Below are 23,123 nucleotides of genomic sequence, written 5' to 3'. Positions count from 1 at the left end.
TACGCCTGATTTTAGGCGCTTTCTGGCTACATTGCTGTGACCGGTGCCTCCGGCCGGGTCGGTTTTCCCGCCAGATACTGTTGACGGAAATAGCGGAAATGCTGATTCAATCCGTCGGCGGCCGGCAGATCGCCCGCCTGTTGCAGCAGGGCGGCGGCCACTTCCGCCGTGCAGTGTTGCTCGGCGCGGCTGGCTTCGCGCAGCTGGTAGTCCGATGCCGCGTCGACGTTGAGGGAAAACACCGGGAATTGATTGAGGTACGGGCTTTTACGGAACATTTTGCGCGCTTCCGCCCAGGTGCCGTCCAGCATGATGAACAGCGGCGGTTTGCCGCCGGCGGGCAGCTCGCTGAACACCGGCCGTTCGGCGTCGGCGTAGGAAGCGGGGAACACCACATAAGGCTGCCGCGCCGGATCGTTGATGGCCGCCAGCAGGGCCGGATCGATCTCGGTGCGTGACCAGAGAAACGCCTGGGTGTCCGGCAGGATATCGGCGATCAGGCGGCCGGTGTTGCTGGGCTTGAGCGGCTCGGCGCCGAACATGATCAGGCAGAAACGGCTGCCGGCCTGCTGCGGGCGAATGGTGTCGCACAGGCAGTTTTTATGCGGTAGCAGGCAACCCTGACAACGCGCCACCCGGCAACCGCGCGCCAGAAAAGGGCGGGTGGCGCGGTCTAAACGGAATTGGCGCAGGCGAAGTACGGCGTTGTCGGTCATAACGATCCTGGGGAAAAACCGCCATTGTAACGCAGAAAAAAGCCCGCCGGGAGGGGCGGGCTCGATCGGGGCGCGTTCGCGCGCGATGGCGGGATACGGCCTATACTTGCCGAATCACACTAACTCGTTGAGCCAGTTGTCAAACGGCGCTTTCGGCATCGCGCCGTTGAGCATATCGACCATTTTGCCCTGACGGAACACCATGATGGTCGGGATGCTGCGGATGCGGAAACGGGCGCTCAGCTCCGGCTCGGCTTCGGTGTTCACTTTCACGAAGCGCACTTTGCCGGCGCGCTCTTCGGCCACGTCTTCAAAGATCGGCGCAAAGCTGCGGCACGGGCCGCACCACGGCGCCCAGAAATCGACCACGACCGGCAGATCGTCCTGCAGCAACTGGTCCAGCGTGGCGGCGGTGGCGTTGATCACTTCACCGTCGAAGAGCTCATGGCCGCAGCGGCCGCATTTCGCGTTGTCCGCCAGACGTTCTTCCGGCACGCGGTTGGTGGCATTGCAAGCTGCACAAACTGTATTCATGTTGACCTCGGGTACAGAGAAAGCATGGTCCCCGCAACGCGGTTGCGGAGATGTTTCTTTAATGCTGACAATTATCGGCAAAACCCGGCGCATGAACAATGAGGTTTGTTCAATGGATGTGATAGTTGGGAGCTTTTAGCGCAAGTTGGTGGCTTCGTGCACCAACATCAGGTAATCTTCGCGCCCTGCGCGTTGGTGGAGAAGACAATGAACGATTCATTTAGTGGCAAGAACGGTAAAGTCAAAGTGATGTACGTCCGCAGTGACGACGACAACGGCGACGACCGCAACAAGAATAAACGTCCGGCCGGCAAAGGCCGTCCGGCTGACGGTGCGCGCTCGGGCCGTACCGGTCAAGACAAGGCGCGCGGCGGCAACGATCGCCGCGGCGCCGACTCCCGCCGCAGTGAAAGCGATCGTCCTCGCCGTCCGGCGCGCTCTGAAGATCGCGGCGGCAACGAGTCGCCGTGGAGAACCGTCTCGCGTGCGCCGAATGAAGAGCCGGCGTTCGATCACGGCGGCATCAGCGGCAAAAGCTTTATCGATCCTGAGCAGCTGCGCCGCCAGCGCGCGGAAGAAACCCGCGTTTACGGTGAAAACGCCTGTCAGGCGCTGTTCGCCAGCCGCCCGGAAGCGATCGTGCGCGCCTGGTTCGTGCAGTCGGTCACCCCGCGCTTCCGCGAAGCGCTGCGCTGGATGGCGGCCAACCGCAAGGCTTACCACGTAGTGGATGAGGAAGAGCTGGCCAAGGCTTCCGGCACCGAGCACCACGGCGGCGTGTGCTTCCTGATCAAAAAACGTCAGGGGCTGGACGCGCAGACCTACCTGAAAACCGCCCCGGCGACCGACTGCGTGCTGGCGCTGGAAGAAGTAGGCAACCCGCATAACCTGGGCGCCATCGTTCGTTCGTGCGCCCACTTCGGCGTCAACGGCGTGCTGCTGCAGGATCCGGCGCTGCTGGAGTCCGGCGCGGCGGTGCGTACCGCAGAAGGCGGCGCTGAGCATATCAAGGCGATCAACGCCGACGATTTCCTGTCGGTGCTGGATACCTTCCGCAAGGCGGGTTACACCATCGTTACCACCTCCAGCCATAAAGGCACCGCGCTGGCGCAGGCCAAGCTGCCGGCCAAGATGGTGCTGGTGCTGGGCCAGGAACGTGACGGCCTGAGCGACAGCGCCTGGCAGCAGGGCGACATGAACGTCTCGATCGGCGGCACCGGCAAGGTGGAAAGCCTGAACGTTTCCGTGGCGACCGGCATTCTGCTGGCGGACTGGTGGCGTCAGAATCAGGCGTAATCTTTTCTACGTCGGATAAAAAACGGGCGCCTCAGGGCGCCCGTTTCGTTATTGAAGCTTAGTGGGCGCCGCCGCCCCCACCGCCGCCGGAGCTGAACGGCGGTTTCGCCACCCACACCAGCGCCAGCAGCACCAGGAATACCCCGGCCGACAGCCAGAAGATCTCGTTGGCGGAGATGATCAGGCCTTGCGCGGTGATCTCGTTGGCGATGTAGGCCGACGCCTGTTGTTTGCTCATGCCGAGCTGCTCCAGCTGCCGGTACATCTCCTGCGACTGCGGGTTGTACGGATTGACGAACTCCGTCAGCTGCGAATGGTGCTGTGATTCGCGCTGCGTCCACAGGGTGGTGGTGATCGAGGTACCGATCGAACCCGCCAGCGTTCGCGTAAAGTTCGACAGGCTCGACGCCGCCGCCATGCGTTCCGGCGGCAGGCCGGACAGCGTGATGGTGGTCAACGGCATGAAGAAGCAGGCGATGGCGAAACCCTGGACGAACTGCGGCCAGGCCGAAGCGCCGAAGTCCATGCCTGGCTCAAACGTATAGGCGCGCCAGTAGAAGCACACGGCATACATGATGAAGCTGAAGGTCACCAGCTTGCGCATGTCGAGCCGGTTGCCGAACTTACCGATGATCGGCGACAGCAGCACCGGGATCAGCCCGACCGGCGCCGACGCCAGCCCCGCCCAGGTGGCGGTATAGCCGTATACCTCTTGCAGCAGCTGCGGCAACAGCACGATGGCGCCAAAGTACAGCATGTAGGCCAGGCTGATGCACAGGCAGCCGATGGTGAAGTTGCGTGACTTGAACAGTGACAGATCCACCACCGGGTGGTCGTCCGTCAGCTCCCAGACCACCAGGAACAGCAACGCCACCACCGCCACGACGGTCAGGGTGATGATCTCGGTCGAGTTGAACCAGTCCAGCTCCTTGCCCTGATCGAGCATCACCTGCAGCGAACCGATGCCGACGATCAGCAGCACCAGGCCGACGGTGTCGATCGGTTTGATCTCGGTTTTGGTTTCTCGCCCCTTCAGCGTCGCGATCGCCGCCACGATCACGAAGGCGCCGATCGGGATGTTGATGAAGAAGATCCAGCCCCAATGGTAGTTGTCGCTGATGTAACCGCCGAGGATCGGCCCGAAGATCGGCGCGACGATAACGGTCATCGACCAAAGCGCCAGGGCCATCGCCCGCTTGGCGGGCGGGTAGTTGTTCAGCAACAGGCTCTGCGACAGCGGGATCAGCGGCCCGGCCACCACGCCCTGGATCACGCGGAAGAAGATCAGCATGCCGAGGCTGTTGGAGATGCCGCACAGCCAGGAGGCGAGGACGAACAGCGCGGTGGACCAGAGGAACAGCCGCACTTCGCCGATGCGCTTCGCCAGCCAGCCGGTGATCGGGATCGAGATGGCGTTCGCCACGCCGAACGAGGTGATCACCCAGGTGCCCTGCGAGTTGGAAGACCCGAGGTTACCGGCAATGGTGGGGATCGCCACGTTGGCGATGGTGGAGTCCAGCACCTGCATGAAGGTCGCCATGGCGAGCGCGACCGTCATCCAGGCGAGCTGGGCGCCTTCAAGCGGTTTCTGTGGCAAGATGGCCTCCCGCGCGCTTAGCCGGCGTTCGCATGGATCACGTCGGCGATCAGCTGATTAACCGGCGCCAGGTTCAAGGCCAGCGCGTCGCTCTGGTACAGCGGTTTGTCGCGCACCACGTCGGCCAGCACGCGGCCGTCCAGGTTGGCGGTGTCGACGGTCACCAGCGTCGAAAGCCCGATGCGCAGCGGATGATCGGCCACCTGCTTGGCGTCGAGCTCAATACGCACCGGCAGACGTTGCACCACTTTGATCCAGTTGCCGGTCGCGTTCTGGGCCGGCAGCAGCGAGAAGGCGCTGCCGGTGCCCATGTCGATACCGGCCACTTTGCCCTGATACACCACGTCATCGCCGTAGACGTCGCTGACCACCGTCGCCGGCTGGCCGATGCGCATGTTGGCGATCTGGGTTTCCTTGAAGTTGGCGTCAACCCAAATGTGATCGGCCGGCACCACCGCCATCAGCGGCGAACCGGCGGCGATCTGCGCGCCGACCTGCACGCTGCGGCGCGAGACATAGCCGGTAATGGGGCTGATCACTTTGGTACGCTGCAGCGCCAGCCAGGCGTCGCGCATTTGCGCGGCGGCCTGTTGGATCGCCGGCTGCTGTTCCAGCGGGGTATTCAGCACCATCGCCTGGTTGGCGTTGTATTGCTGCACCGCCACTTCCAGCGCGGCCTTGGCGCTGTCGACCGCATCGCGCGCGTGTTGCAGCTCTTCGCGGCCGATGGCGTCAACGCTGCCCAGCACCACGCGGCGCTTCAGATCGTTCTCGGCCTTGCTCAGATCGGTCTTGCGCAGGGCGATGTTGGCCTGATATTGCTTGCTGTTGATGATCAACTGGTGGGTCTGACGCACGCTGTTGGCCAGGCCGGTCTTGGCGCGTTCAAACGCCTGCTCGGCATCGGTCGGATCGAGCGTCAGCAGCACGTCGCCCTGCTTGACGTAGTCGGTGTTGTCGAAATTGACGCTGTTCACGCTGCCGGACACCTGGGCCATGATCTGCACCTGGTTGCCGGAGACGTAGGCGTCGTCGGTTTCCTGGTGATGACGCAGCACCAGGAACCAATACACTAAGTAAGCCACCCCTATAACAATGAAAATAACCGTCAGCAACAGCAGCCAAAATTTACGCTGCTTCTTTTTGCCGCTCGGCTGCTGCGGGTTTTGGATTTCCGCGCTTGCGCTCATGGTGTTCTCCAAGCCTTATATTATTATGCTTTCGAATCCGCTGCGGCCGGGGCCTGATAGCCACCGCCCAGCGCACGGATCAGTCCTATCTTCGCCTGCAGTAAGTTGCTGCTGGCATTCAACTCCGCCTGTTGCTGCTGCAATAGCTGCGTCTGGCTGGTCAACAGATCGTCGCGCCCGATAATCCCTGCCTGGTAACGGGCGTTGGCGACCTGATACACCTGTTGCATCGACTGGGCCGCGGACGCCGCCTGCAGCTGCTGTTGCGCAGAACTCTGCTGGATGGTGATGGCGTCGGCGGTTTCCTGTACCGCATTCAGGATGGTTTGGTTGTAGGATTCCACCGCTTCGTCATACAGCGCGGATTCCTCGCCCAGCTTGCTGCGCAGCGCCCCGGCGTGGAAGATCGGCAGCGAAATCGCCGGCATCACGTTCCAGGCCTGGCTGGCCGCTTCAAACAGATTCGGGCTGGTGCCACTGGTATTGGTGGTCATCAGGCCGGCGAAGGCTGAAATGGTCAGGCTGGGGTAAAACTCTTTACGTGCGGCGCTGACGCGCTGGCTGTAAGACTCCACCAGCTGGCGTTGCGCGGCGATGTCCGGGCGTTTGCCCAGCAGATCCGCCGTCAGCTCGCCCTGCGGCGCCATCAGGTTGTCTGCGGGCAAAGGCACCTGACGCAGGTGCTGCATGGCGTTCGGCCCCTGGCCCGCCAGCGCGGCGAGCTGGTGCCGGAGCTGCTCGATCTGCGACTGCAGCTGCAGGATCTGCTGCTTGGCGACGTCGGACTGCGCCTGGGTTTGTTGCGGCACGTCGACGCCGGTCAGACCGGCCTGATAGCGCTGTTGGCGCAGCGCGGTCAGGCGCTCATTGTTGTTCACTTCCTGCTGCAGCAGCTTCTCGAGCGCCAGATTGCTCTGCAGCTGATAATAGGCGGACGCCACCGAGCTGGTCAGCGTCAGCGCCGCCTGTTCCTGCTCGGCGCGCGCGGCGTTGACCTGCGCTTTGGCGGCGTTCACCTGGTTGCGGTATTTGCCCCACCAGTCGAACTCGTACGCCAGGTTCAACCCCAGCGAGTTGGAGCTTGAATAGATCGGCTTATGCGGATACCCCAACCCCATATTGACGTTTTGCGGCACGCGCTGGCGCTGGGTGCTGGCGTTCAGATCCAGGTTCGGCCCGTTGGCGGCGCTGGCTTCACCCACCACGCTTTGCGCTTCGCGCACGCGGGCGGCGGCCTGCCGCAGGGTCGGCGAGCTTTGCAGCGTTTGCGTCATCAGGGTATCCAATTGCGGATCCTTGAGGGCGCGCCACCACTGCGGGCTGACGGCCAGCGAACTGACTTTCGGCTGAGCCAACTGCAGGCTCTGCGGATCCATCAGCGTGGATTGCGGGGCAATATTATCGGTCGAAGCACACCCGGCCAGCAGCAACACGGCGAACAGCGGGGTGAATCTCCAGTTAAATGGGGATCGCATAATAGGTACCTGAACAGAAATTGTGAATTAGGGTAACTGTTCTGTGATTTCCATTTGATCCAGACGTGCCAGCAATTTGCGCGTCAGCTGTTCCAGCTGTTTTTGCTCATCGTCGGTCAGCGTGGACCACAGGAAATGCAGACATTGGTGCTGCGGTGGCAGCAGTTGACTGAGAAACTCTTCCCCCTGCGGTGTCAGATGCAGATGCAGGCAGCGGCGATCGTTGTCGCTTTCCCGGCGCTCGATCCAGCCGCGTTTCTCCAGCTCATCGGCGATGCGGGTCGCATTGGTGCGCGAGGAGCCCAAGGCAGAGCTTAGCTCAGAAGGTTGGATGCTGTGGCTCTCCTGCGCATCCAGGGTAATCAGCGCCATAAACAGTGTTTCGTTAATCCCCTGCGCCTTGAGCATCTTATTGCGGTTTTCCAGCAGCTTGCCTTGCATGTGCATGCACAGGCGGGTCAGCAGGATTTCCTGATAAGGGAAATCTTTCTGCCGCGTGGCGCGGAAATTCAGCATTTGTTCTATGGGGGCAAACGAGCTTTCCATAATTTAGGGCCTCATTAATTTCGTTCGAGATAGTAACGACGGTGACTAATAATGTAAATGTTCAGCCGTGCGGATAATTTAGCAATTCGTGTCATTTGTCAGTGTTTGTAAAGATGTGGCGCCTGAAAACGCCAAAGTGAAGCCAAACGATCGGAGCGGCGTCAGCCCGGACCGAAAAGCATTAACAGCTTTAATGTGACGCCAAAGGCCGTCGCGCCGAGCAGCGTCGACAGAATGATGCTTTTGCTGCGGTAGAAGCACAGCGCCAGCGCGGCGAACCCCACCAACGTCGGCAGCAGCTTGTCCGGTTCGCGCATCACCACCGGCGTGCTGGAGACCACCAGCAGGGCGCAGATCGAGGCGATGCCGATGCTGTCGAGCAGCAGGGCGGCTTTACCGCGTTTGAGGCCGGGCTGGGCGCGCGCCGGCGCCAGCCGCAGCGGCAGATAACGGAACAGGTAATTGGCGCAGCCCACCACCAGACCGATCGCCAGCACATCAGTGTTCATGGGGGGCCTCCGCAGGGGCTGGCTGGAACAGGGCGGCGATGCAGCCGGCGCCGATGCCGGCCAAAATGGCGACCGGAATGGAGAACATCACTACGCCGAGCAGCGCGCCGGCCAGCGCGGCGGCGATAGTCAGGCTCTGCGGGCGGCGGAAGGCGGCCAGCAGGAAGCTGAGAAACAGCGCCGGCAGCATGAAGGCCAGCGAGGCTTCGATCACAGGGAACTGCTCCAGCGGGCCGTTGCCGAACAGCGCGCCGAGCGCGGTGCCGGCGACCCAGGAGAGCCAGGAACAGAGCGCGATGCCCAGCATCCAGTTTTCGCTCCAGCTGCGGTTATTGCGCATCAGCCTGGCGGTCGCGGCGGCGAAAACTTCATCGGTCAGGCCAAAGGCCCACATCGCCGTTTTGCCGGGTGACATGCGCGAGACGATGCGGTGACGCAGCGCCGGGCCGTACAGCAGGTGGCGCACGTCCATCGCCATCACCGTCAACGCGGAGACCCACAGCGACATTCCGGCGCTCAGCAGGGCGGTGATCACGAACTGGCTGGCGCCGGCGTAGATGATGCAGGAGAAGAAAATGCTTTCCAGCGGGGAAAAGCCCAGTTTGACGGCGCTGAGGCCGAAGGCGAACGCCACCGGGACATACCCGATGACGATCGGCAAACTGTCGACGACGCCGTTGGCGAAGGTGGCGCTGACGGCGGGCGGATTGAGGCTGTCTGCAGCTTGGCTTTGCATGGTTGTGGGTCGCAGGGTAGATAGGACTTCAATAGTTTATGGCCAGAACATTACCAGAGAGTAAGTAATGTTTATACCCTGCACCGCTAATAAATTTCTTAAGTTACTATTTGCACGATAATCAGATTGTCGCCGGCCCCTGCGGATCGTGGTGCTTGCCGAGCCACCAGGTCAGCAGGTTGAGCAGGCATAACACCCCGCCGGCGGCGGCCACGCCGTACCAGCCGGCATGCTGATAGGCCGAGGCGGAGAGCAGTGAACCGAGGGCGCCGCCGATAAAGTAGCTGGTCATGTAGCCGGCGGTCAGGCGGTTGCGCGCGTCCGGCATGATGCGGTACATCACGCTCTGGTTGGTGACGTGTACTGCCTGCACCGCCAGATCGAGGATCAGGATGCCGGCGATCAGCGCCCACAGCGATTGTTTAGCCAACGCGATGGGTATCCAGGACAGCAGCAGCAGCAGCAGGCCGACGGTGGTGGTCAGCCCGGCCTTGCCCTTATCCGCCAGATGCCCGGCGCGTGAAGCGGCCAGCGCCCCGGCGGCGCCCACCAGGCCGAACAGCCCGATCACCCCCTCGGAGTAGTTGAACGGCGGCGCGGCGAGCAGAAAGGCCATGGAGGTCCAGAGCACGCTGAAGTTGGCGAACGACAGGGCGCCGAGGATGGCGCGGGTGCGCAGCAGCGGCGTGCGGCAGAGCAGGCTGAAGATCGAGGCCAGCAGCTGCGGGTAGTTCAGCCCGGAGTGCTGCTTATAGCGCGGCAGCGCGCGCCACAGGATCAGCGCCATCAGGATCATCAGCACGCTGGCGACCCAGTAGATGGTGCGCCAGCCGCCGAACGACGCCAGTGCGCCCGCGACGGTGCGCGCCAGCAGGATGCCGAGCAGCAGGCCGCTCATGATGATGCCGACGGTCTTGCCGCGCTTTTCCGGGTGAGCCAGCGTGGCGGCCAGCGGCACCAGGATCTGCGCCACCACAGAGAACAGCCCGGTGAGCGCGGTGCCGAGGATCATCATCGGCAGCGTGGCGGAGGTGGCGGTGATCAGCATACCCCCGGCGGCCAGCAGCGTCATGAAAACGATCAGCCCGCGGCGCTCGAACATATCGCCGAGCGGCACCAGCAGCAGCAGGCCGGTGGCGTAACCGAGCTGCGCGGCTGTGACGATAAAGCCGGCCTGGTTGACCGACAGATTGAAGCCGGTGGCGATGGTTTCCAGCAGCGGCTGCGCGTAATAGTTGCTGGCGACCGCCAGGCCGGTAGCGATGGCGATCAGCACGGTCAGCGCCGGGCTGAGGCCCGGGTGGACGTTTTGTTGGTTCATGATTTTTTCATCACGGGAAGAAGATAGCGCGCAGTATCCGGCAACGCGTCTGCGGAAACCAATGTATAATTTTCATTTGATTTATCTCATTTCAAGATAGATGCCATGAACCTGAAACAGATCCGCTATGCGCTGGCGGTGGCGGAGGAACAGAGCTTCACCCGGGCGGCGCAGCGCTGCCATACGGTGCAGTCGGCGCTCAGCCACCAGATCGCCAAACTGGAAGAAGAGCTGGGCTGTACGCTGTTTGAGCGCACCTCGCGTCGGGTGCGATTGACCCCCGCCGGCCAGGCTTTCATTCCCTCGGCGCAGCGGCTGCTGGCGGCGCAGCAGGCGCTGGTGGAAGAGGTGACCGCCGCCGGGGATGCGGTGTCCGGCACCTTGACCATCGGCACCATTTCAACCATAAACGCGATTGATCTGACCGAAAAGCTCGACAAGTTTCATCGCCACTATCCGGCGGTGAACATCCGCCTGTACGTCGGCATGAGCGAAGCCCTGCTGGAGGACGTGCGTCAGCAGAAGTGCGATATGGCGTTCGTCGGCATCTGGCCCGGCGATGTCGATTTGCTGCCGATGTCGCACCGGCAGTTGACCGATGAGCCGCTGGTGGCGTTGGTGGCGCCGCAGCATCCGCTGGCCAACCGCGAGCGGGTGAACCTGCAGGCGCTGGCGGAAGTGCCGCTGGTGGATTTCTACAGCGGCACCGGTGCGCGGCGCCAAACCGATCGCGCCTTCCAGGCGGCGGGCATCCGCCGGCACGTCAGTTTTGAAATCGATCATATCGAATGGTTGGAGAATCTGGTGCGGCGCGGATTGGCGGCGGGCATCGTACCGATCTCGACCGCGCAACGCCTAAGCACGCTGGTGTCGATTCCGATTGAAGACGGGCCGCGACGCCAGGTGTATTGCATCTGGCCGCAGCCCTTGTCAAACGCCGCCGCACGTTTTTTACAGTTCAGCGGCATTGATATGGCGGGGTAGGGGGCGGCGGATGCGGCGCCCCCGATCGGTTACGGCTTCGCCGCCTCGGCGGCGGTTTTCACCCAGCCGTCGAAGGTCGCCTGGTGCGCCTTGATCCAGCCGTTGACGTGGTTCTGGATGTCGGCTTCCGAAGCCTGGCCTTCATGCATACGCAGGTTTTGCGCGTTGATGTCGGCGATCGGCAGCTTCATGATGGCGAACAGCTTGGCGGCCGCCGGATTGGCTTCGGCCCACTGCTTGTTGGCGGCGATGCGCATGGTGTTGACCGGGAAGCCGTAGTTGGCGCCGTTAGGCAGCTTGGTGTCGACGTTCTTCTGCTCGCCCGGCAGAGAGGAGAACGGCACCTGCAGCCAGACCACGTCGCGGCCCGGCACCATCACATCGCTGACCCAGTACGGCGTCCAGGTGTAATACAGCACCGGTTTGCCCTCTTTGTAGCGGGTGATGGTGTCGGCGATCATCGCCGCGTAGTTGCCCTGGTTGTGCTCGACGGTGTTGCTCAGGCCGTAGGCCTTGATGTGGTGGTTGATCACCGCTTCGCAGCCCCAGCCCGGGGTGCAGCCGGTCAGATCGGCCTTGCCGTCGCCGTTGGTGTCGAACAGCTTGGCGATCTTGGGATCCTTGAGCTGTTCGACGTTGGTGATGTGGTATTGCTCGGCGGTCTTCTTGTCGATCAGGTAGCCCTGCGCGGCGCCGTTGACGTAGACGCCTTCGCGGTAGAACTTGGCGTCGCCGCCGGCGGCCTTGTACTGATCGGCGTGCAGCGGATCCCAGTTGACCGCGATAAAGGTCGCGTCGCCGGAGGCGATCGAGGTGTAGGCGACGTTGTAATCCACTTCACGCGGTTCTTTCACGTCGTAACCCAGTTTTTCCAGCGCCTTGCTGACCAGCAGCGTCTGGAAGGTCTCTTCGGAAATGGTGCTTTGCACCGGCTGTACCGCGATCCCCTTGCCGGGTAAATCTGCCGCGCTCACGCTCTGTGAGCCAATCAGCGTCGTCAGGGCGAGAGCCCAGATGCCCGTAGTGCGCATAGTGTTTCCCCTTTTTTCGATGTGGTGGTGTCATAGCCCGCCGGGGCCGCAGCCGCCGGCGGGAAAAGCGTCAGGCTTGCTTGATGAACGGGCGAGTCAGCAGCCCGATGGGGCCGCGGCGGTACCAGCGGCCGATGCCTTTGCTGCGGCGATCGCGCCCCAGCGATTGGGTGAGGCGATCGAGAATGATCGCCAGGATCACGATGCCGACCCCGCCGACGGCGGCCAGGCCCATGTCCAGCCGGCCGATGCCGCGCAGCACCATCTGGCCCAGCCCGCCGACGGCGATCATCGAGGCGATGACCACCATCGACAGCGCCAACATCAGCGTCTGGTTCACGCCGGCCATGATGGTCGGCATTGCCAGCGGCAGCTGCACCTTGAACAGCAGCTGGCGCGGGCTGGCGCCGAAGGACTCGGCGGCCTCGATCAGATCTTCCGGCACCTGCTTGATGCCGAGAATGGTCAGGCGCACGATCGGCGGCAGCGCGAAGATAATGGTCACTACCACACCCGGCACGTTGCCGATGCCGAACAGCATGACGATCGGCACCAGATAGACGAAGGCCGGGGTGGTCTGCATCGCGTCGAGCAGTGGCCTGATGACTTTGGCGGCGTGCTTGCTGCGCGCCAGCCAGATGCCGAGCGGCAGGCCGATAAGGATGCAGAAGAACAGTGCGGTCAGCACCAGCGCCAGCGTGACCATCGCCTGCGACCAGGCGCCGATGGCGCCGATGGCGACCAGGGAGAGCAGCGTCGCGGCGCCCATGCCGATGCCCGAGACCTGCCAGGCGAGCAGCGAGAACACCAGAATGGCGATCGGCGCCGGCATGCCCAGCAGCAGTTGCTGGAAGCCGCTCAGGATCATGTCGACCGGCACGCGGATGCCCTGGAACAGCGGGCGGAAGTGCAGCACCAGCCAGTCGATGCCCTGCGTGACCCAGGTATCGAACGGCACCCAGGCCTTGTGGAACGGATCGAGCAGGCTGAAGTGTTCCGGCTGCGCCGGGGCGCTGCTGAGCCAATCGGCGCCTTGTCCGGCGGCGTCATGGGTGGCCGGCGGCGGCGCGCTGGACCAGGCGTCGCCGGCGTTGGCGGCGGCATCGTTTGCGGGTGCGGCGCCGGTATCGGCCGGTGCGGTAGCCCAGGGATCTTGGGTTTGCGTAGTATCACTCATTGGCGGAGCCCTCCTTGTCCAACGCCTGCAACAGCATGGCCTTGGAGATGATGCCGAGATAGTTATGTTCTTCGCACACTACCGGCACCGCGCACGGCGCCTGGGCGACCAGGGAAATCAGATCGCTGAGCGGCGTGTCGGCCGGCACGGCGGCAGGGGCCTCGAGCAGGGCATCGTCCAGCGTTTGATTGGCGGACAGCGCCTTTTTCAGCGACTCTATCGACACTACGCCGATAAATTTCTTTCCGCGTTCAACAACATAACCATAATCACGGTCCTCATCGCGCAGCAGCTGCAGCGCCGATCGGGGGCCAAAGCCGGGGGTTTTGCGGATCAGCGTCACCGGGCGCCGTTGGGCGATATCCTTGGCGCTGAATACATGACTGATGTCCACGCCGCGGAAGAAGGTGCGCACATAGTCGTTGGCCGGGTTGTTCAGGATCTCGTCCGGCGTGCCGACCTGGATCACCTCACCGCCCTGCATGATGGCGATGCGATCGCCGATGCGCATCGCTTCATCCAGATCGTGGGAAATAAACACGATGGTGCGCTGATGTTGGGCCTGTAATTTCACCAGCTCATCCTGCATTTCGGTACGAATTAACGGATCGAGCGCCGAGAAGGCTTCGTCCATCAATAATATATCCGGGTTATTGGCCAGGGCGCGGGCTAATCCCACGCGCTGGCGCATGCCGCCGGATAATTCATCGGGATAAGACAGCGCATAATTCTCCAGCCCGACCTGGCGCAGGGCATCCAGCGCTTTTTCCTGGCGTTCCTGCAGCGGTATGCCGGCTAATTCCATACCGAATGCGGTATTATTCAGGACGTTCATGTGCGGCATCAGCGCGAATGACTGAAATACCATGCTGATCTTATTTCGCCGCACGGTGCGCAGCGCGGCGTCGGATATTTTGGCGATGTCCTCACCGTCGATCAGCACCTGGCCGCGGGTGGGTTCTATCAGACGATTGAGAAGGCGTACCAGGGTGGACTTGCCGGAACCGGAGAGCCCCATGATGACAAATATCTCGCCTTCTTCAATGGCCAGAGTGGCGTCTTTTACGCCGAGCGATAAGCCGGTTTTTTCAAATAGCCGATCTTTTGTCAGACCTTTATCCAGCAGTTTGAATGCACGTTCCGGGTGTTCGCCAAATATCTTATACAGGTTCTTTACTTCGAGTTTAATTGCCATGCAATTTGCTGTTTCCTCTGGTTTAATTAACGCGTTATGGGCTGTCCTTAGCAAAATAAAAGAGCTTTTTACCCTAACACAGTGAATATCTGAGACAACCCTCAATGTCATTTAAATGGGATATTAGTGGTTTACATCAAGGTTTTAATTAGTTATGGTAATTTTGCCCATGACTCGAAATTGACGGCCGCTATTCGCCATAATGGTTTGGTTTTTAGGGAAATAACGCGGCGTGAAGCAATGGGATATTTCGCTTTTGCGCCTGCCGTTTCGGATAATAAAAAACCCGACCAGAGGCCGGGTAAAAGTCATCAGTATTTCATCAGTTTTAACGACAGGTGCCGATATCGAGGGGGATATCGTCGGGCGCTATGTTATCGCCGTAATATGACAGCCAGATGGCAGCCTCAGGCCTTGCGATACAGCCGCCGCGGGTGGCCGATATTGCCGTACAGCATCTCCACCCGCACGAACTGGGTGGCGACGCAATATTCCAGATAACGGCGGGCGGTAGTCTTGCTGATGCCGACCTGCTCCACCACGTCTTCCACCGCATGCGCCACCGCCGGCTGGGCGATAAACAGCGCCTGCACCAGCTCGAGGGTATTGGTTTCGATGCCTTTGGCGCTTGGCTCGCTGGAGAACTGCTTCGACTGCAGGTTGTACAGCGCATCGACGTTGTCCTGATCGATGATCTTGAAGGTGCGCTGGGTTTGCACGAACTGCATGAAGCGTTCGAGCGAATTGCGCAGCCGCTTGTAGGATACCGGCTTGATGATGTAGTCGAAGGCGCCGTTGCGGATCGCCTGGCTGCAGGTGTGCATGTCGCTGGCGGCGGTGATGAAGATCACCGAACAGGCGGGGTTCTTCACCGCCGGCTCTTCCATCAGCTCGATGCCCTGGCCGTCCGGCAGAAAGTTATCCAGCAGGATCAGCCGCGGCTGATGCGCATTGGCTTTGGCCCGCGCTTCGGCCAGCGTGGCGGCGTAAGCCACCACCCGCAGGTTGAAATTTTTCTCGATGAACTCCGCGTGCAGCGTCGCCAGTTGCGGCTCGTCTTCCACGATCAGAACGTCCAGTGCTTGGTGTGACATAATCGGGTGCTCAAAAAATCGGGTTATGGGTTTTATTTAGGGATAAATATAGAGAATATCGCGCCGTGCGGCTCGTTGTCCGACACTTCTATGCTGCCGTGCGCCTGCGCCACGTGGCTGGCGACCAGATGCAGGCCGATGCCGTGGTCGCTTTTATCCGCTTTGGTGGTGACGCCCTGTTCAAACAGCGTATCACGAATCTCCTCGGCGATGCCGGTGCCGCGATCCGCCACCTCGATCACCAGCTCGTCGCTGCCGTCGCTGATATAAAGCTCGATCGCGTCGTGCGGGGCCGGGCAGTGCAGCGTCGCCTCCACCGCATTATCCAGCAGGTTGCCGACGATCGACATCAGTTCGGTCTCATTCAGCGCCGCCGGGATCTGCCGCAGCTGGCAGGCCGGATCGAAGCGCAGCTCGATGCCTTTTTCTCTGGCGCTGGAATATTTGCCCAGCAGCAGGCCGCACAGCGCCGCCGAACTGAAGCGCTGCGAGATGAAATCGAGGATCTCCTGCGCGCCCTCCGACTGGGCCTCCACGTAGCGGATGGCCTCGTCGTAGCGCTGCATATGCAGCAGCCCGGCCAGCGTGGCGGTCCAGTTCAGCTGTTCGTGGCGCATGATGCGCAGGTTGTCGGCATAGCGTTTCACCTGGCTGAGCTGGCTGCTCAGGGTATTGATGTCGTTCTTGTCGCGGAAGCTGATAACCCAGCCTTGCAGCTCCTGCTCCTGCATGATGCGCACTCGGCTGGCGATCACCCGCACGTGATTGAAGCGGCACACCTCATCGTGCGTATCCTGGCCCAGCTGCGCGGCGGCGAAGAAGTTCGGCTGCGCCTGAATGACGTCGCCGATCGGCCGGCCCAGCAAGCCGGCGGCGGGCTGGTGCAGATCCAATAGCTCGCGCGCCGCATGGTTGATGGTGATGATCCGCATCTGCGGATCGATGGCGATCACCCCTTCATAGATGGCTTCCAGCAGCGCTTTTTGCTGGCGCACCAGCAGCGCGATCTCTTTCGGCTCCAGCCAGAACATCTGGCGCTTGAGGTTTTTCGACAGCAGCCAGGAAAAGACGAACAGGGCGATCAGCAGCAGGACGATGGAGCCGATAATTTGCGTCAGCGTCCTGGCATTTAAATTATCGATGTGCGATTTCAAATAGCCGACGGAAACGATGCCGATCACGCGATTATTTTCATCCAGGATCGGCGCCTTGCTGCGCAATGAAACGCCGATGCCGCCCTTGCGAATGGAAATAATGCTTTTCCCTTCCAGCACCTCTTTATTATCGCCGCCGATCATCGGCGTGCCCAGACGGCCTTCATATTCGGAATGATAAAGATGGCGGGCGTGATTATCGCCGATGACGATATAACTGGCGTCGCTGCTGGCGCGGATTTTTTTCATCAGCGCAGTGATTCGGGCGGCGTCGTTGTTTTCCACCGCATCGACCAGCGAAGGAATGAGGGCGATTTCCCGCGCCTGCACCTGCGCGCGGGCGCCGAGATCGCGGTGCAGCTGCGCATCCAGCTGGTAATAGGTGTAGGCGCCGATGCAGGTCAGCAGCAGGCAGGAGAAGGCCACCAGGCACAGAAACAGCTTGATTTGAAATGAGAGTTTGAGCCGCATGGCGGAGCTTCACCGTAAAGAGATCCTGAAGCCTTACCCTATCACGAGAAGCGGGGTCTGTAATATTGCGCCCGATCAACTTGTGATCGCTCACACGGGATTAAAGTGAACCGGACGAGAATTGTTCGTCTGCGATAAAGTTGATAAGCTTTAAAATAAAAACGGCATTAACACCATTAAAACCACGCCGGTTTTTACATAATCTTAATTAACCCCATAGAAACCATAACCACCATTAAAAACCCTTTTTAACTTTGAACATAATCACAGCAGATAATCCGTGCGCTTCTCTATGATGGCTGAACAAACTAATAAGAGGCCAGATTATGAGCACAACAGATGATTCTTACCTCGTAGCCAAAGACAAGGCCGCCGATATTCCTCTGCGTGAGAAATGGTGGCGGATACTGGACAATTATAAAGTAGGGATTATTCCGTTACCGTTCTTTATTCTGGCCGGCGTATTGATTCTGCTCGACTGCCTGGAAGGCAAATTGCCGAGCGATATCGTGGTGATGGTGGCTACCCTGGCGTTCTTCGGTTTCGCCTGCGGCGAATTCGGCAAGCGCCTGCCGCTGATCGGCAAAATGGGCGCGGCGGCGATCTGCGCCACCTTCATTCCTTCCGCACTGGTGCACTACGGCCTGCTGCCGGACGTGGTGGTGGAGTCGACCACCAAGTTCTACAAATCGACCAACATTCTTTATCTCTACATCTGCTGCATCATCGTCGGCAGCATCATGAGCATGAACCGCCAGGTGCTGATCCAGGGCTTTCTGCGCATCTTCATTCCGATGCTGTGCGGCGAGATCGTCGGCATGCTGGTGGGGATGGGCGTCGGCATGGCGCTGGGCCTGGAGCCGTTCCAGATCTTCTTCTTCCTGATCCTGCCGATCATGGCCGGCGGCGTGGGTGAAGGGGCGATCCCGCTGTCGATGGGCTACGCGGCGATCCTGCACATGGAGCAGGGCGTGGCGTTGGGGCGCATTCTGCCGATCGTGATGCTCGGCAGCCTGACCGCCATCGTCATCGCCGGCCTGCTCAACCAGTTGGGCAAGCGTTATCCGCATCTGACCGGCGAAGGCAGCCTGATGCCGAGCAAGCAGGGCGACAGCGACATGAACGCGGTGGAAAAAATCAGCGGCAAGGTGGATGTCAGCACCATCGCCTGCGGCGCGCTGCTGGCCATCCTGCTGTATATGGTGGGCATGTTGCTGCACCGTCTGATCGGCCTGCCGGCGCCGGTGGGCATGCTGTTCGCCGCCGTGGCGGTGAAGCTGGCGCACGGGGTGTCGCCGCGCATTCAGGAAGGCTCGCAGGTGGTGTACAAATTCTTCCGCACCGCCGTGACCTATCCGATCCTGTTCGCGGTCGGGGTGGCCATCACGCCGTGGCAGGAGCTGGTGGACGCGTTCACCGTACAGAATCTGATCGTGATCGTCACGACCGTCAGCGCGCTGGTGGCGACCGGTTTCTTCGTCGGCAAGAAAATCGGCATGCATCCTATCGATGTGGCGATTGTCTCCTGCTGCCAGAGCGGGCAGGGCGGCACCGGCGACGTCGCGATCCTCACCGCCGGCAACCGCATGTCGCTGATGCCGTTCGCGCAGATCGCCACCCGAATCGGGGGCGCTATCAACGTCTCGCTGTCGCTGCTGGTGTTGGCCAAGTTCTTCGTATAACTCCTATAAATCCTTAGCGTTACTTTGCCTTTCCCCGCCCCCGCGGGGATTTTTTTTGCCCGCGCGCCGGCCGTACGCGCGGGCGGGGTGGATGGGGGTTATGCCGCCTGTTTCATGGCGGCGTCGTACCAGGCGAAGTAGCGCTCTACGCCGCGGCGGCCGGATTCGATCAGCGCGCGTTTCTTCTCCTCGCTGATGCCGAACTCCAGCGTGCCGACGTCAAGCGTGTCGACATACACGGTGCGTTTCCAGTCGTCGCTGTCCAGGTGCACCTTGGTTTGGATGTCCAGCATCACGTTGGCCACCGCCAGGGTGAAATCAAACAGGTTGTTGACCTGCGTGCGCGGACCTGCCTGCCCGGCTGCCTGGGCGATTTCGCCGGCGGAGTCCAGGCGAAGGCCCAGCGTGCGGGTGTTGATGCGCTGGCTTGAAGCGTCGATGTAAGGCGGCGTGGCGGAGAAGTCATAGTCGAACAGCCGCACCGGGTAGTTGTCGATCATGCCGCCGTCGATGCACAGGTCGCCCAGGGTGTTGTTCTTCGCCACGAAGGCGAATGGGAATGACATCGAAATGCGCAGGCCGTCCGCCACTTTCATGCGCGGCGTAGTGCGATGCGAATAGACCTCGCGCTGGCCGCTGTTGAGGTTGGCACCGATAAAGTAAATCGATTTGAACCCTTTCGCCGCTTTCATCGCTTCGAACTGCTCGAAGGTAATATCCGGCTTGCCGGTGTATTGCTTGATTATATCGCGCGACCATTGATAGAAATAATCGCCGGGCGCGATGCCGTATTGATTGAACAGGCGATAGGCATCGTGGAGCGTACCGAAAAAGCCGCCGTTATAATCGAGGAATTTTTTAAAATCCATCGCCGACAGAATTTTGGTTACGTCCGCCGAGCTGCAGCCCAGGCCGACCAGCAGCGCGGCGATAGCGCCCGCCGAGGCGCCGGAGGTTTGCTTGATCTGTGGCATGATGCCTTTGGCTTCCAGCAATTCCAGCGCGCCGCCATAGGCGATGCCTTTTACGCCGCCGCCTTCAAAGACCAGATTTTCGAATTGATAGTTCATGATATTTCCTCACTCTTGGTTTAGGGAGTAAGAAAAATAACCAAGTGGCGAGCGAGAAAATATTGATTGGGGTTGTGTGAGTCGGCAAACAAAACTATTCATAATAAATATATTATTTATATATTTATTAAAGGCATTTATTAAACAGGCGCATCGGGATTTTTGCGTCAATACTTAGCGCTGTTCAATTCTCGCAAGGAGTCATCATGTTCTGGAAACGTTGTCTGCTGGGCGCGGCGCTGGCCGTTATGTCATTACAGGCCGGCGCCGCCGCGCCGCAGGCCAAAACCCCGACGCCGGGAGTTTACCGCATCATGCTGGGCAGTTTTGAAGTGACCGCGTTGTCCGACGGCGTTATTCGCCTGCCGGCGGACAAACTGCTGCTGAACACCACGCCGCAGCAGATCGCCGCCGGGTTGGCCGAGCGGCATCAAAGCCTGCCGGTGGTCACCTCGGTCAATGCCTATCTGATCAATACCGGCGACAAGCTGGTGATGATCGACAGCGGCGCCGGCCAGCTGCTGGGCGACGGCCTGGGCAAGCTGGTGGATAATCTGCGCGCGGCGGGCTATCAGCCTGAGCAGGTGGATGAGATCTACCTGACTCATATGCACCCGGATCACCTCGGCGGCCTGACGCACGACGGCAAGGCGGTATTCCCCAATGCGGTGGTGCGCGCCGCCAGCCAGGATGCGGACTTCTGGCTGAGCGCCGACCGGTTGAAACAGGCCAAGGCGCAGAACAAAGGCAATTTCGAAAAGGCCATGGCGGCGATCAAGCCTTACCAGGCGGCGGGGCACTTTAAGCCGTTCAACGGCGACGGTGAGCTGTCGCCGGGCATCGCCGCCTTTGCCGCTCACGGCCATACGCCAGGCCACAATGTCTATCAGGTGACCAGCCAGGGCAAAAAGCTGCTGTTGCTGGGGGATCTGATCCACGTGGCGGCGGTGCAGATGCCGCATCCGAAGGTGGCTATCAGCTTTGACAGCGACGCCAAGGCGGCGGTCGCTCAACGGCTGCGGGTGTTCAGCGACAGCGCGCGGCAGAACGAGCTGGTGGGCGGCGCACACCTGTCGTTCCCGGGATTGGGCTACCTGAACCGCCAGGGAGAAGGGTACAGCTGGGTGCCGCTGAATTACGGCGCGTTGTAACGGGGATGGCCGTCCGTTGGGCGGCCATCGAACGAGTCCAGACGCATTGTTCGATAATTTGGGATGATGATGCCAGACAATCGGGGCTTATTCGCCGCGATAAAGAGTGCATGATTAACGTTACCCTCGTCGTTTTCTTTAAGGATCTCCGATGAACCAGAAAACTCCCCCCGTCGCTATCGTCACCGGCGCATCGCGCGGCATCGGCGCCGCCATCGCCGAGCGTCTGGCCGCCGACGGCTTTACCGTCATCATTAACTATTCAGGCAACCCGGCGCCGGCCGATGAGCTGGTGCGCAAGATAGAACAGCGCGGCGGCCGCGCCTTGAGCGTCAAAGCCGACGTCAGCGATGCATCTGCGGTCGCCCGGCTGTTCGACAGCGCCGAACAGGCGTTTGGCGGCATCGACGTGCTGGTCAATAACGCGGGGGTAATTGCGTTGGCGCCGGTGGCGGACATGCGCGATGAAGACGCGGATCGCCTGATCGACATCAACCTGAAAGGCAGCTTCAACACGATGCGTGAAGCGGCGAAGCGCCTGCGTGACAACGGCCGTATCATCAACTTCTCCTCCAGCGTGGTGGGGCTGCTGCAGCCGGGTTACGGCATGTATGCCGCCAGCAAGGCGGCGATCGAGGCGTTGACCAGCGTGCTGGCGAAAGAGCTGCGCGGCCGCAATATCACGGTAAACGCCGTCGCGCCGGGGCCGACCGCCACCGGTTTGTTCCTCGATGGCAAAACGCCGGAGCTTATCGATCGGCTGGCGAAGATGGCGCCGCTGGAGCGGCTGGGAACGCCGGACGATATCGCCGCGGCGGTGGCCTTCCTGGCCGGCACCGACGGCGGCTGGATCAACGGCCAAACCCTGCGCGCCAACGGCGGCATCATCTGATTGACGACGCGCCGCCGCCGGATCGGGTATCCTGTGGCGGCACACATCACATCAAGGGCGGTTTATGGCGGGCGACAATCAGCAATCCCAGCACGGCGTAAGATCGCCCTGCGTCAGCCTGTGCCGCATCGACGACGAAACCCAGCAGTGCCGGGGATGCCGGCGCACGCGGGCGGAGATCGCCGCCTGGCCGACCGCCGGCGACGCGGAGAAACGCGCCATCTGGCGGCGGCTTGAGCTGCGTGCGGCCTTCAAGCAAAACACATAGTCGCGGGAGCACGACACGTCGCACTCCCGCGAAAGCCTTTTCCTGATACGGCCAGCCAGTCCTCAGAAATCCCAGTCCTCATCTTCGGTGTTGACCGCCTTGCCGATGACGTAAGACGAACCGGAGCCGGAGAAGAAGTCGTGGTTTTCATCGGCGTTTGGCGACAATGCCGACAGGATAGCCGGGTTGACCTCCGCCATCGCCGGCGGGAACAGCGCCTCATACCCGAGGTTCATCAGCGCCTTGTTGGCGTTGTAGTGCAGGAAGGTTTTCACGTCTTCCGTCCAGCCGACGCCGTCGTACAGCTCCTCGGTGTAGCGCACCTCGTTGTCGTACAGATCCTGCAGTAGATCGAAGGCGAAGTTTTTCACCTGCCGGCGCCGTGCGGCGTCCACTTTCTCCAGCCCTTTCTGGAATTTATAGCCGATATAGTAGCCATGCACCGCCTCGTCGCGGATGATCAGGCGGATCAGATCGGCGGTGTTGGTCAGCTTGGCGCGGCTTGACCAGTACATCGGCAGGTAAAAGCCCGAATAGAACAGAAACGACTCGAGGAACACGCTGGCAACCTTCTTCAGCAGCGGATCGTCGCTGCGATAGTGCGCCAGAATGATGCCGGCCTTCTTCTGCAGCGCGCGGTTTTCCTCGCTCCAGCGGTAGGCGTCGTCCACGTCCGGCGTTTGGCACAGGGTGGAGAAGATTGAGCTGTACGAGCGGGCGTGCACCGCCTCCATAAAGCTGATGTTGGAGTACACCGCCTCTTCGTGCGGCGTCAGCGCATCGGCGATCAGGGCCGGCGCGCCGACGGTGTTCTGGATGGTGTCCAGCAGCGTCAGCCCGGTGAACACCCGAATGGTCAGCTGCTGCTCCTTCGGCGTCAGCGTGGCCCAGGAGGGGATATCGTTGGACAGCGGCACCTTCTCCGGCAGCCAGAAGTTGGAGGTCAGGCGGTTCCACACCTCCAGATCCTTGTCGTCTTCGATGATGTTCCAGTTGATGGCGCGCACCAGCGGCGCCGATGTTACGGTCGTCAT

General features: G+C 61.1%; 23 protein-coding genes. 7 read left to right on the top strand and 16 right to left on the bottom strand.

Annotated features, from left to right (window positions below; translation table 11 throughout):
* Window positions 1–26 precede the first annotated feature (26 nt).
* Window positions 27–716, bottom strand: coding sequence for a tRNA-uridine aminocarboxypropyltransferase (locus tag SSARUM2_RS19125; RefSeq protein WP_033635710.1), 690 nt, complete (start codon window positions 714–716; stop codon window positions 27–29).
* Between the two features lie 114 nt (window positions 717–830).
* Window positions 831–1,250: a thioredoxin TrxC gene (gene trxC, locus SSARUM2_RS19120; RefSeq protein ID WP_004928868.1), complete on the bottom strand. Its 420-nt coding sequence runs from the start codon at window positions 1,248–1,250 to the stop codon at window positions 831–833.
* A gap of 207 nt (window positions 1,251–1,457) precedes the next feature.
* On the opposite strand from trxC, the gene SSARUM2_RS19115 reads away from it, so the two are divergent.
* Window positions 1,458–2,546 carry a tRNA/rRNA methyltransferase gene (locus tag SSARUM2_RS19115; RefSeq protein ID WP_004928870.1) on the top strand — a complete coding sequence of 363 codons (1,089 nt, stop codon included), beginning with the start codon at window positions 1,458–1,460 and terminating at the stop codon, window positions 2,544–2,546.
* 58 nt (window positions 2,547–2,604) lie between these two features.
* Here SSARUM2_RS19115 and emrB read toward each other — a convergent pair whose 3' ends face one another.
* From emrB to SSARUM2_RS19080, 7 genes are all read right to left on the bottom strand, one after another.
* On the bottom strand, window positions 2,605–4,143 hold the full coding sequence (gene emrB / locus SSARUM2_RS19110) for a multidrug efflux MFS transporter permease subunit EmrB (RefSeq protein ID WP_060453074.1): 1,539 nt from the start codon (window positions 4,141–4,143) through the stop codon (window positions 2,605–2,607).
* Window positions 4,144–4,160: 17 nt separating this feature from the next.
* The gene (emrA, locus tag SSARUM2_RS19105; RefSeq protein ID WP_033649764.1) at window positions 4,161–5,333 is read right to left on the bottom strand and encodes a multidrug efflux MFS transporter periplasmic adaptor subunit EmrA; all 1,173 of its coding nucleotides are present in this window, start codon (window positions 5,331–5,333) and stop codon (window positions 4,161–4,163) included.
* Window positions 5,334–5,356: 23 nt separating this feature from the next.
* On the bottom strand, window positions 5,357–6,808 hold the full coding sequence (locus tag SSARUM2_RS19100) for an efflux transporter outer membrane subunit (protein WP_033635706.1): 1,452 nt from the start codon (window positions 6,806–6,808) through the stop codon (window positions 5,357–5,359).
* 27 nt (window positions 6,809–6,835) lie between these two features.
* A complete protein-coding gene (gene mprA / locus SSARUM2_RS19095; RefSeq protein WP_004928879.1) occupies window positions 6,836–7,354 on the bottom strand; it encodes a transcriptional repressor MprA in 519 nt (172 codons plus the stop codon).
* 161 nt (window positions 7,355–7,515) lie between these two features.
* Window positions 7,516–7,863 carry an L-valine transporter subunit YgaH gene (gene ygaH, locus SSARUM2_RS19090; protein ID WP_033649768.1) on the bottom strand — a complete coding sequence of 116 codons (348 nt, stop codon included), beginning with the start codon at window positions 7,861–7,863 and terminating at the stop codon, window positions 7,516–7,518.
* Window positions 7,853–8,599, bottom strand: a complete 747-nt coding sequence (locus tag SSARUM2_RS19085) for an AzlC family ABC transporter permease (protein WP_060439355.1) — start codon at window positions 8,597–8,599, stop codon at window positions 7,853–7,855. The genes ygaH and SSARUM2_RS19085 overlap by 11 nt, the downstream gene beginning before the upstream one ends.
* A gap of 121 nt (window positions 8,600–8,720) precedes the next feature.
* Window positions 8,721–9,920, bottom strand: a complete 1,200-nt coding sequence (locus tag SSARUM2_RS19080) for an MFS transporter (RefSeq protein WP_060453073.1) — start codon at window positions 9,918–9,920, stop codon at window positions 8,721–8,723.
* Window positions 9,921–10,025: 105 nt separating this feature from the next.
* On the opposite strand from SSARUM2_RS19080, the gene SSARUM2_RS19075 reads away from it, so the two are divergent.
* Complete coding sequence (locus SSARUM2_RS19075) at window positions 10,026–10,904, top strand: LysR family transcriptional regulator (RefSeq protein WP_033649770.1); 879 nt, start codon at window positions 10,026–10,028, stop codon at window positions 10,902–10,904.
* 29 nt (window positions 10,905–10,933) lie between these two features.
* Here the strand turns inward: SSARUM2_RS19075 and proX are convergent, their stop codons facing one another.
* From proX to proV, 3 genes are all read right to left on the bottom strand, one after another.
* The gene (gene proX / locus SSARUM2_RS19070; protein WP_033635697.1) at window positions 10,934–11,935 is read right to left on the bottom strand and encodes a glycine betaine/L-proline ABC transporter substrate-binding protein ProX; all 1,002 of its coding nucleotides are present in this window, start codon (window positions 11,933–11,935) and stop codon (window positions 10,934–10,936) included.
* Between the two features lie 70 nt (window positions 11,936–12,005).
* Window positions 12,006–13,112 carry a glycine betaine/L-proline ABC transporter permease ProW gene (gene proW, locus SSARUM2_RS19065; RefSeq protein ID WP_060439359.1) on the bottom strand — a complete coding sequence of 369 codons (1,107 nt, stop codon included), beginning with the start codon at window positions 13,110–13,112 and terminating at the stop codon, window positions 12,006–12,008.
* On the bottom strand, window positions 13,105–14,307 hold the full coding sequence (proV, locus tag SSARUM2_RS19060; protein WP_033635695.1) for a glycine betaine/L-proline ABC transporter ATP-binding protein ProV: 1,203 nt from the start codon (window positions 14,305–14,307) through the stop codon (window positions 13,105–13,107). The genes proW and proV overlap by 8 nt, the downstream gene beginning before the upstream one ends.
* A 232-nt stretch (window positions 14,308–14,539) precedes the next feature.
* Here proV and SSARUM2_RS19055 point away from each other — a divergent pair, with 232 nt between their 5' ends.
* Entirely contained in the window at window positions 14,540–14,698 is a 159-nt protein-coding gene (locus SSARUM2_RS19055; protein WP_154610457.1) for a hypothetical protein, read from the top strand.
* 16 nt (window positions 14,699–14,714) lie between these two features.
* On the opposite strand, the gene SSARUM2_RS19050 is transcribed toward SSARUM2_RS19055, so the two are convergent.
* Both SSARUM2_RS19050 and SSARUM2_RS19045 read right to left on the bottom strand, forming a co-directional pair.
* The gene (locus SSARUM2_RS19050) at window positions 14,715–15,401 is read right to left on the bottom strand and encodes a response regulator (RefSeq protein WP_033635694.1); all 687 of its coding nucleotides are present in this window, start codon (window positions 15,399–15,401) and stop codon (window positions 14,715–14,717) included.
* A gap of 32 nt (window positions 15,402–15,433) precedes the next feature.
* Window positions 15,434–17,026, bottom strand: a complete 1,593-nt coding sequence (locus SSARUM2_RS19045; protein ID WP_060453071.1) for a sensor histidine kinase — start codon at window positions 17,024–17,026, stop codon at window positions 15,434–15,436.
* A gap of 326 nt (window positions 17,027–17,352) precedes the next feature.
* Between SSARUM2_RS19045 and SSARUM2_RS19040 the strand changes: the two genes are divergently transcribed.
* The gene (locus tag SSARUM2_RS19040) at window positions 17,353–18,708 is read left to right on the top strand and encodes a 2-hydroxycarboxylate transporter family protein (RefSeq protein WP_033635692.1); all 1,356 of its coding nucleotides are present in this window, start codon (window positions 17,353–17,355) and stop codon (window positions 18,706–18,708) included.
* A 98-nt stretch (window positions 18,709–18,806) separates the two neighbouring features.
* Here SSARUM2_RS19040 and SSARUM2_RS19035 read toward each other — a convergent pair whose 3' ends face one another.
* Complete coding sequence (locus SSARUM2_RS19035; RefSeq protein ID WP_033649775.1) at window positions 18,807–19,778, bottom strand: patatin-like phospholipase family protein; 972 nt, start codon at window positions 19,776–19,778, stop codon at window positions 18,807–18,809.
* A gap of 206 nt (window positions 19,779–19,984) precedes the next feature.
* Here SSARUM2_RS19035 and SSARUM2_RS19030 point away from each other — a divergent pair, with 206 nt between their 5' ends.
* The 3 genes from SSARUM2_RS19030 (at window position 19,985) to SSARUM2_RS19020 (ending at window position 22,089) form a co-directional block, all read left to right on the top strand.
* The gene (locus SSARUM2_RS19030) at window positions 19,985–20,929 is read left to right on the top strand and encodes an MBL fold metallo-hydrolase (protein ID WP_060439361.1); all 945 of its coding nucleotides are present in this window, start codon (window positions 19,985–19,987) and stop codon (window positions 20,927–20,929) included.
* 151 nt (window positions 20,930–21,080) lie between these two features.
* Window positions 21,081–21,821, top strand: coding sequence for an SDR family oxidoreductase (locus SSARUM2_RS19025; protein ID WP_048321886.1), 741 nt, complete (start codon window positions 21,081–21,083; stop codon window positions 21,819–21,821).
* 64 nt (window positions 21,822–21,885) lie between these two features.
* Complete coding sequence (locus SSARUM2_RS19020) at window positions 21,886–22,089, top strand: DUF1289 domain-containing protein (protein WP_033654334.1); 204 nt, start codon at window positions 21,886–21,888, stop codon at window positions 22,087–22,089.
* Window positions 22,090–22,151: 62 nt separating this feature from the next.
* Here the strand turns inward: SSARUM2_RS19020 and nrdF are convergent, their stop codons facing one another.
* Window positions 22,152–23,123, bottom strand: coding sequence for a class 1b ribonucleoside-diphosphate reductase subunit beta (gene nrdF, locus SSARUM2_RS19015; protein WP_033635683.1), 972 nt, complete (start codon window positions 23,121–23,123; stop codon window positions 22,152–22,154).

The sequence above is a fragment of the Serratia sp. K-E0102 genome, from assembly GCF_029962625.1.
GTDB classification, from domain to species: domain Bacteria; phylum Pseudomonadota; class Gammaproteobacteria; order Enterobacterales; family Enterobacteriaceae; genus Serratia; species Serratia sarumanii.
This window is presented reverse-complemented; position numbering and strand designations above follow the sequence as displayed.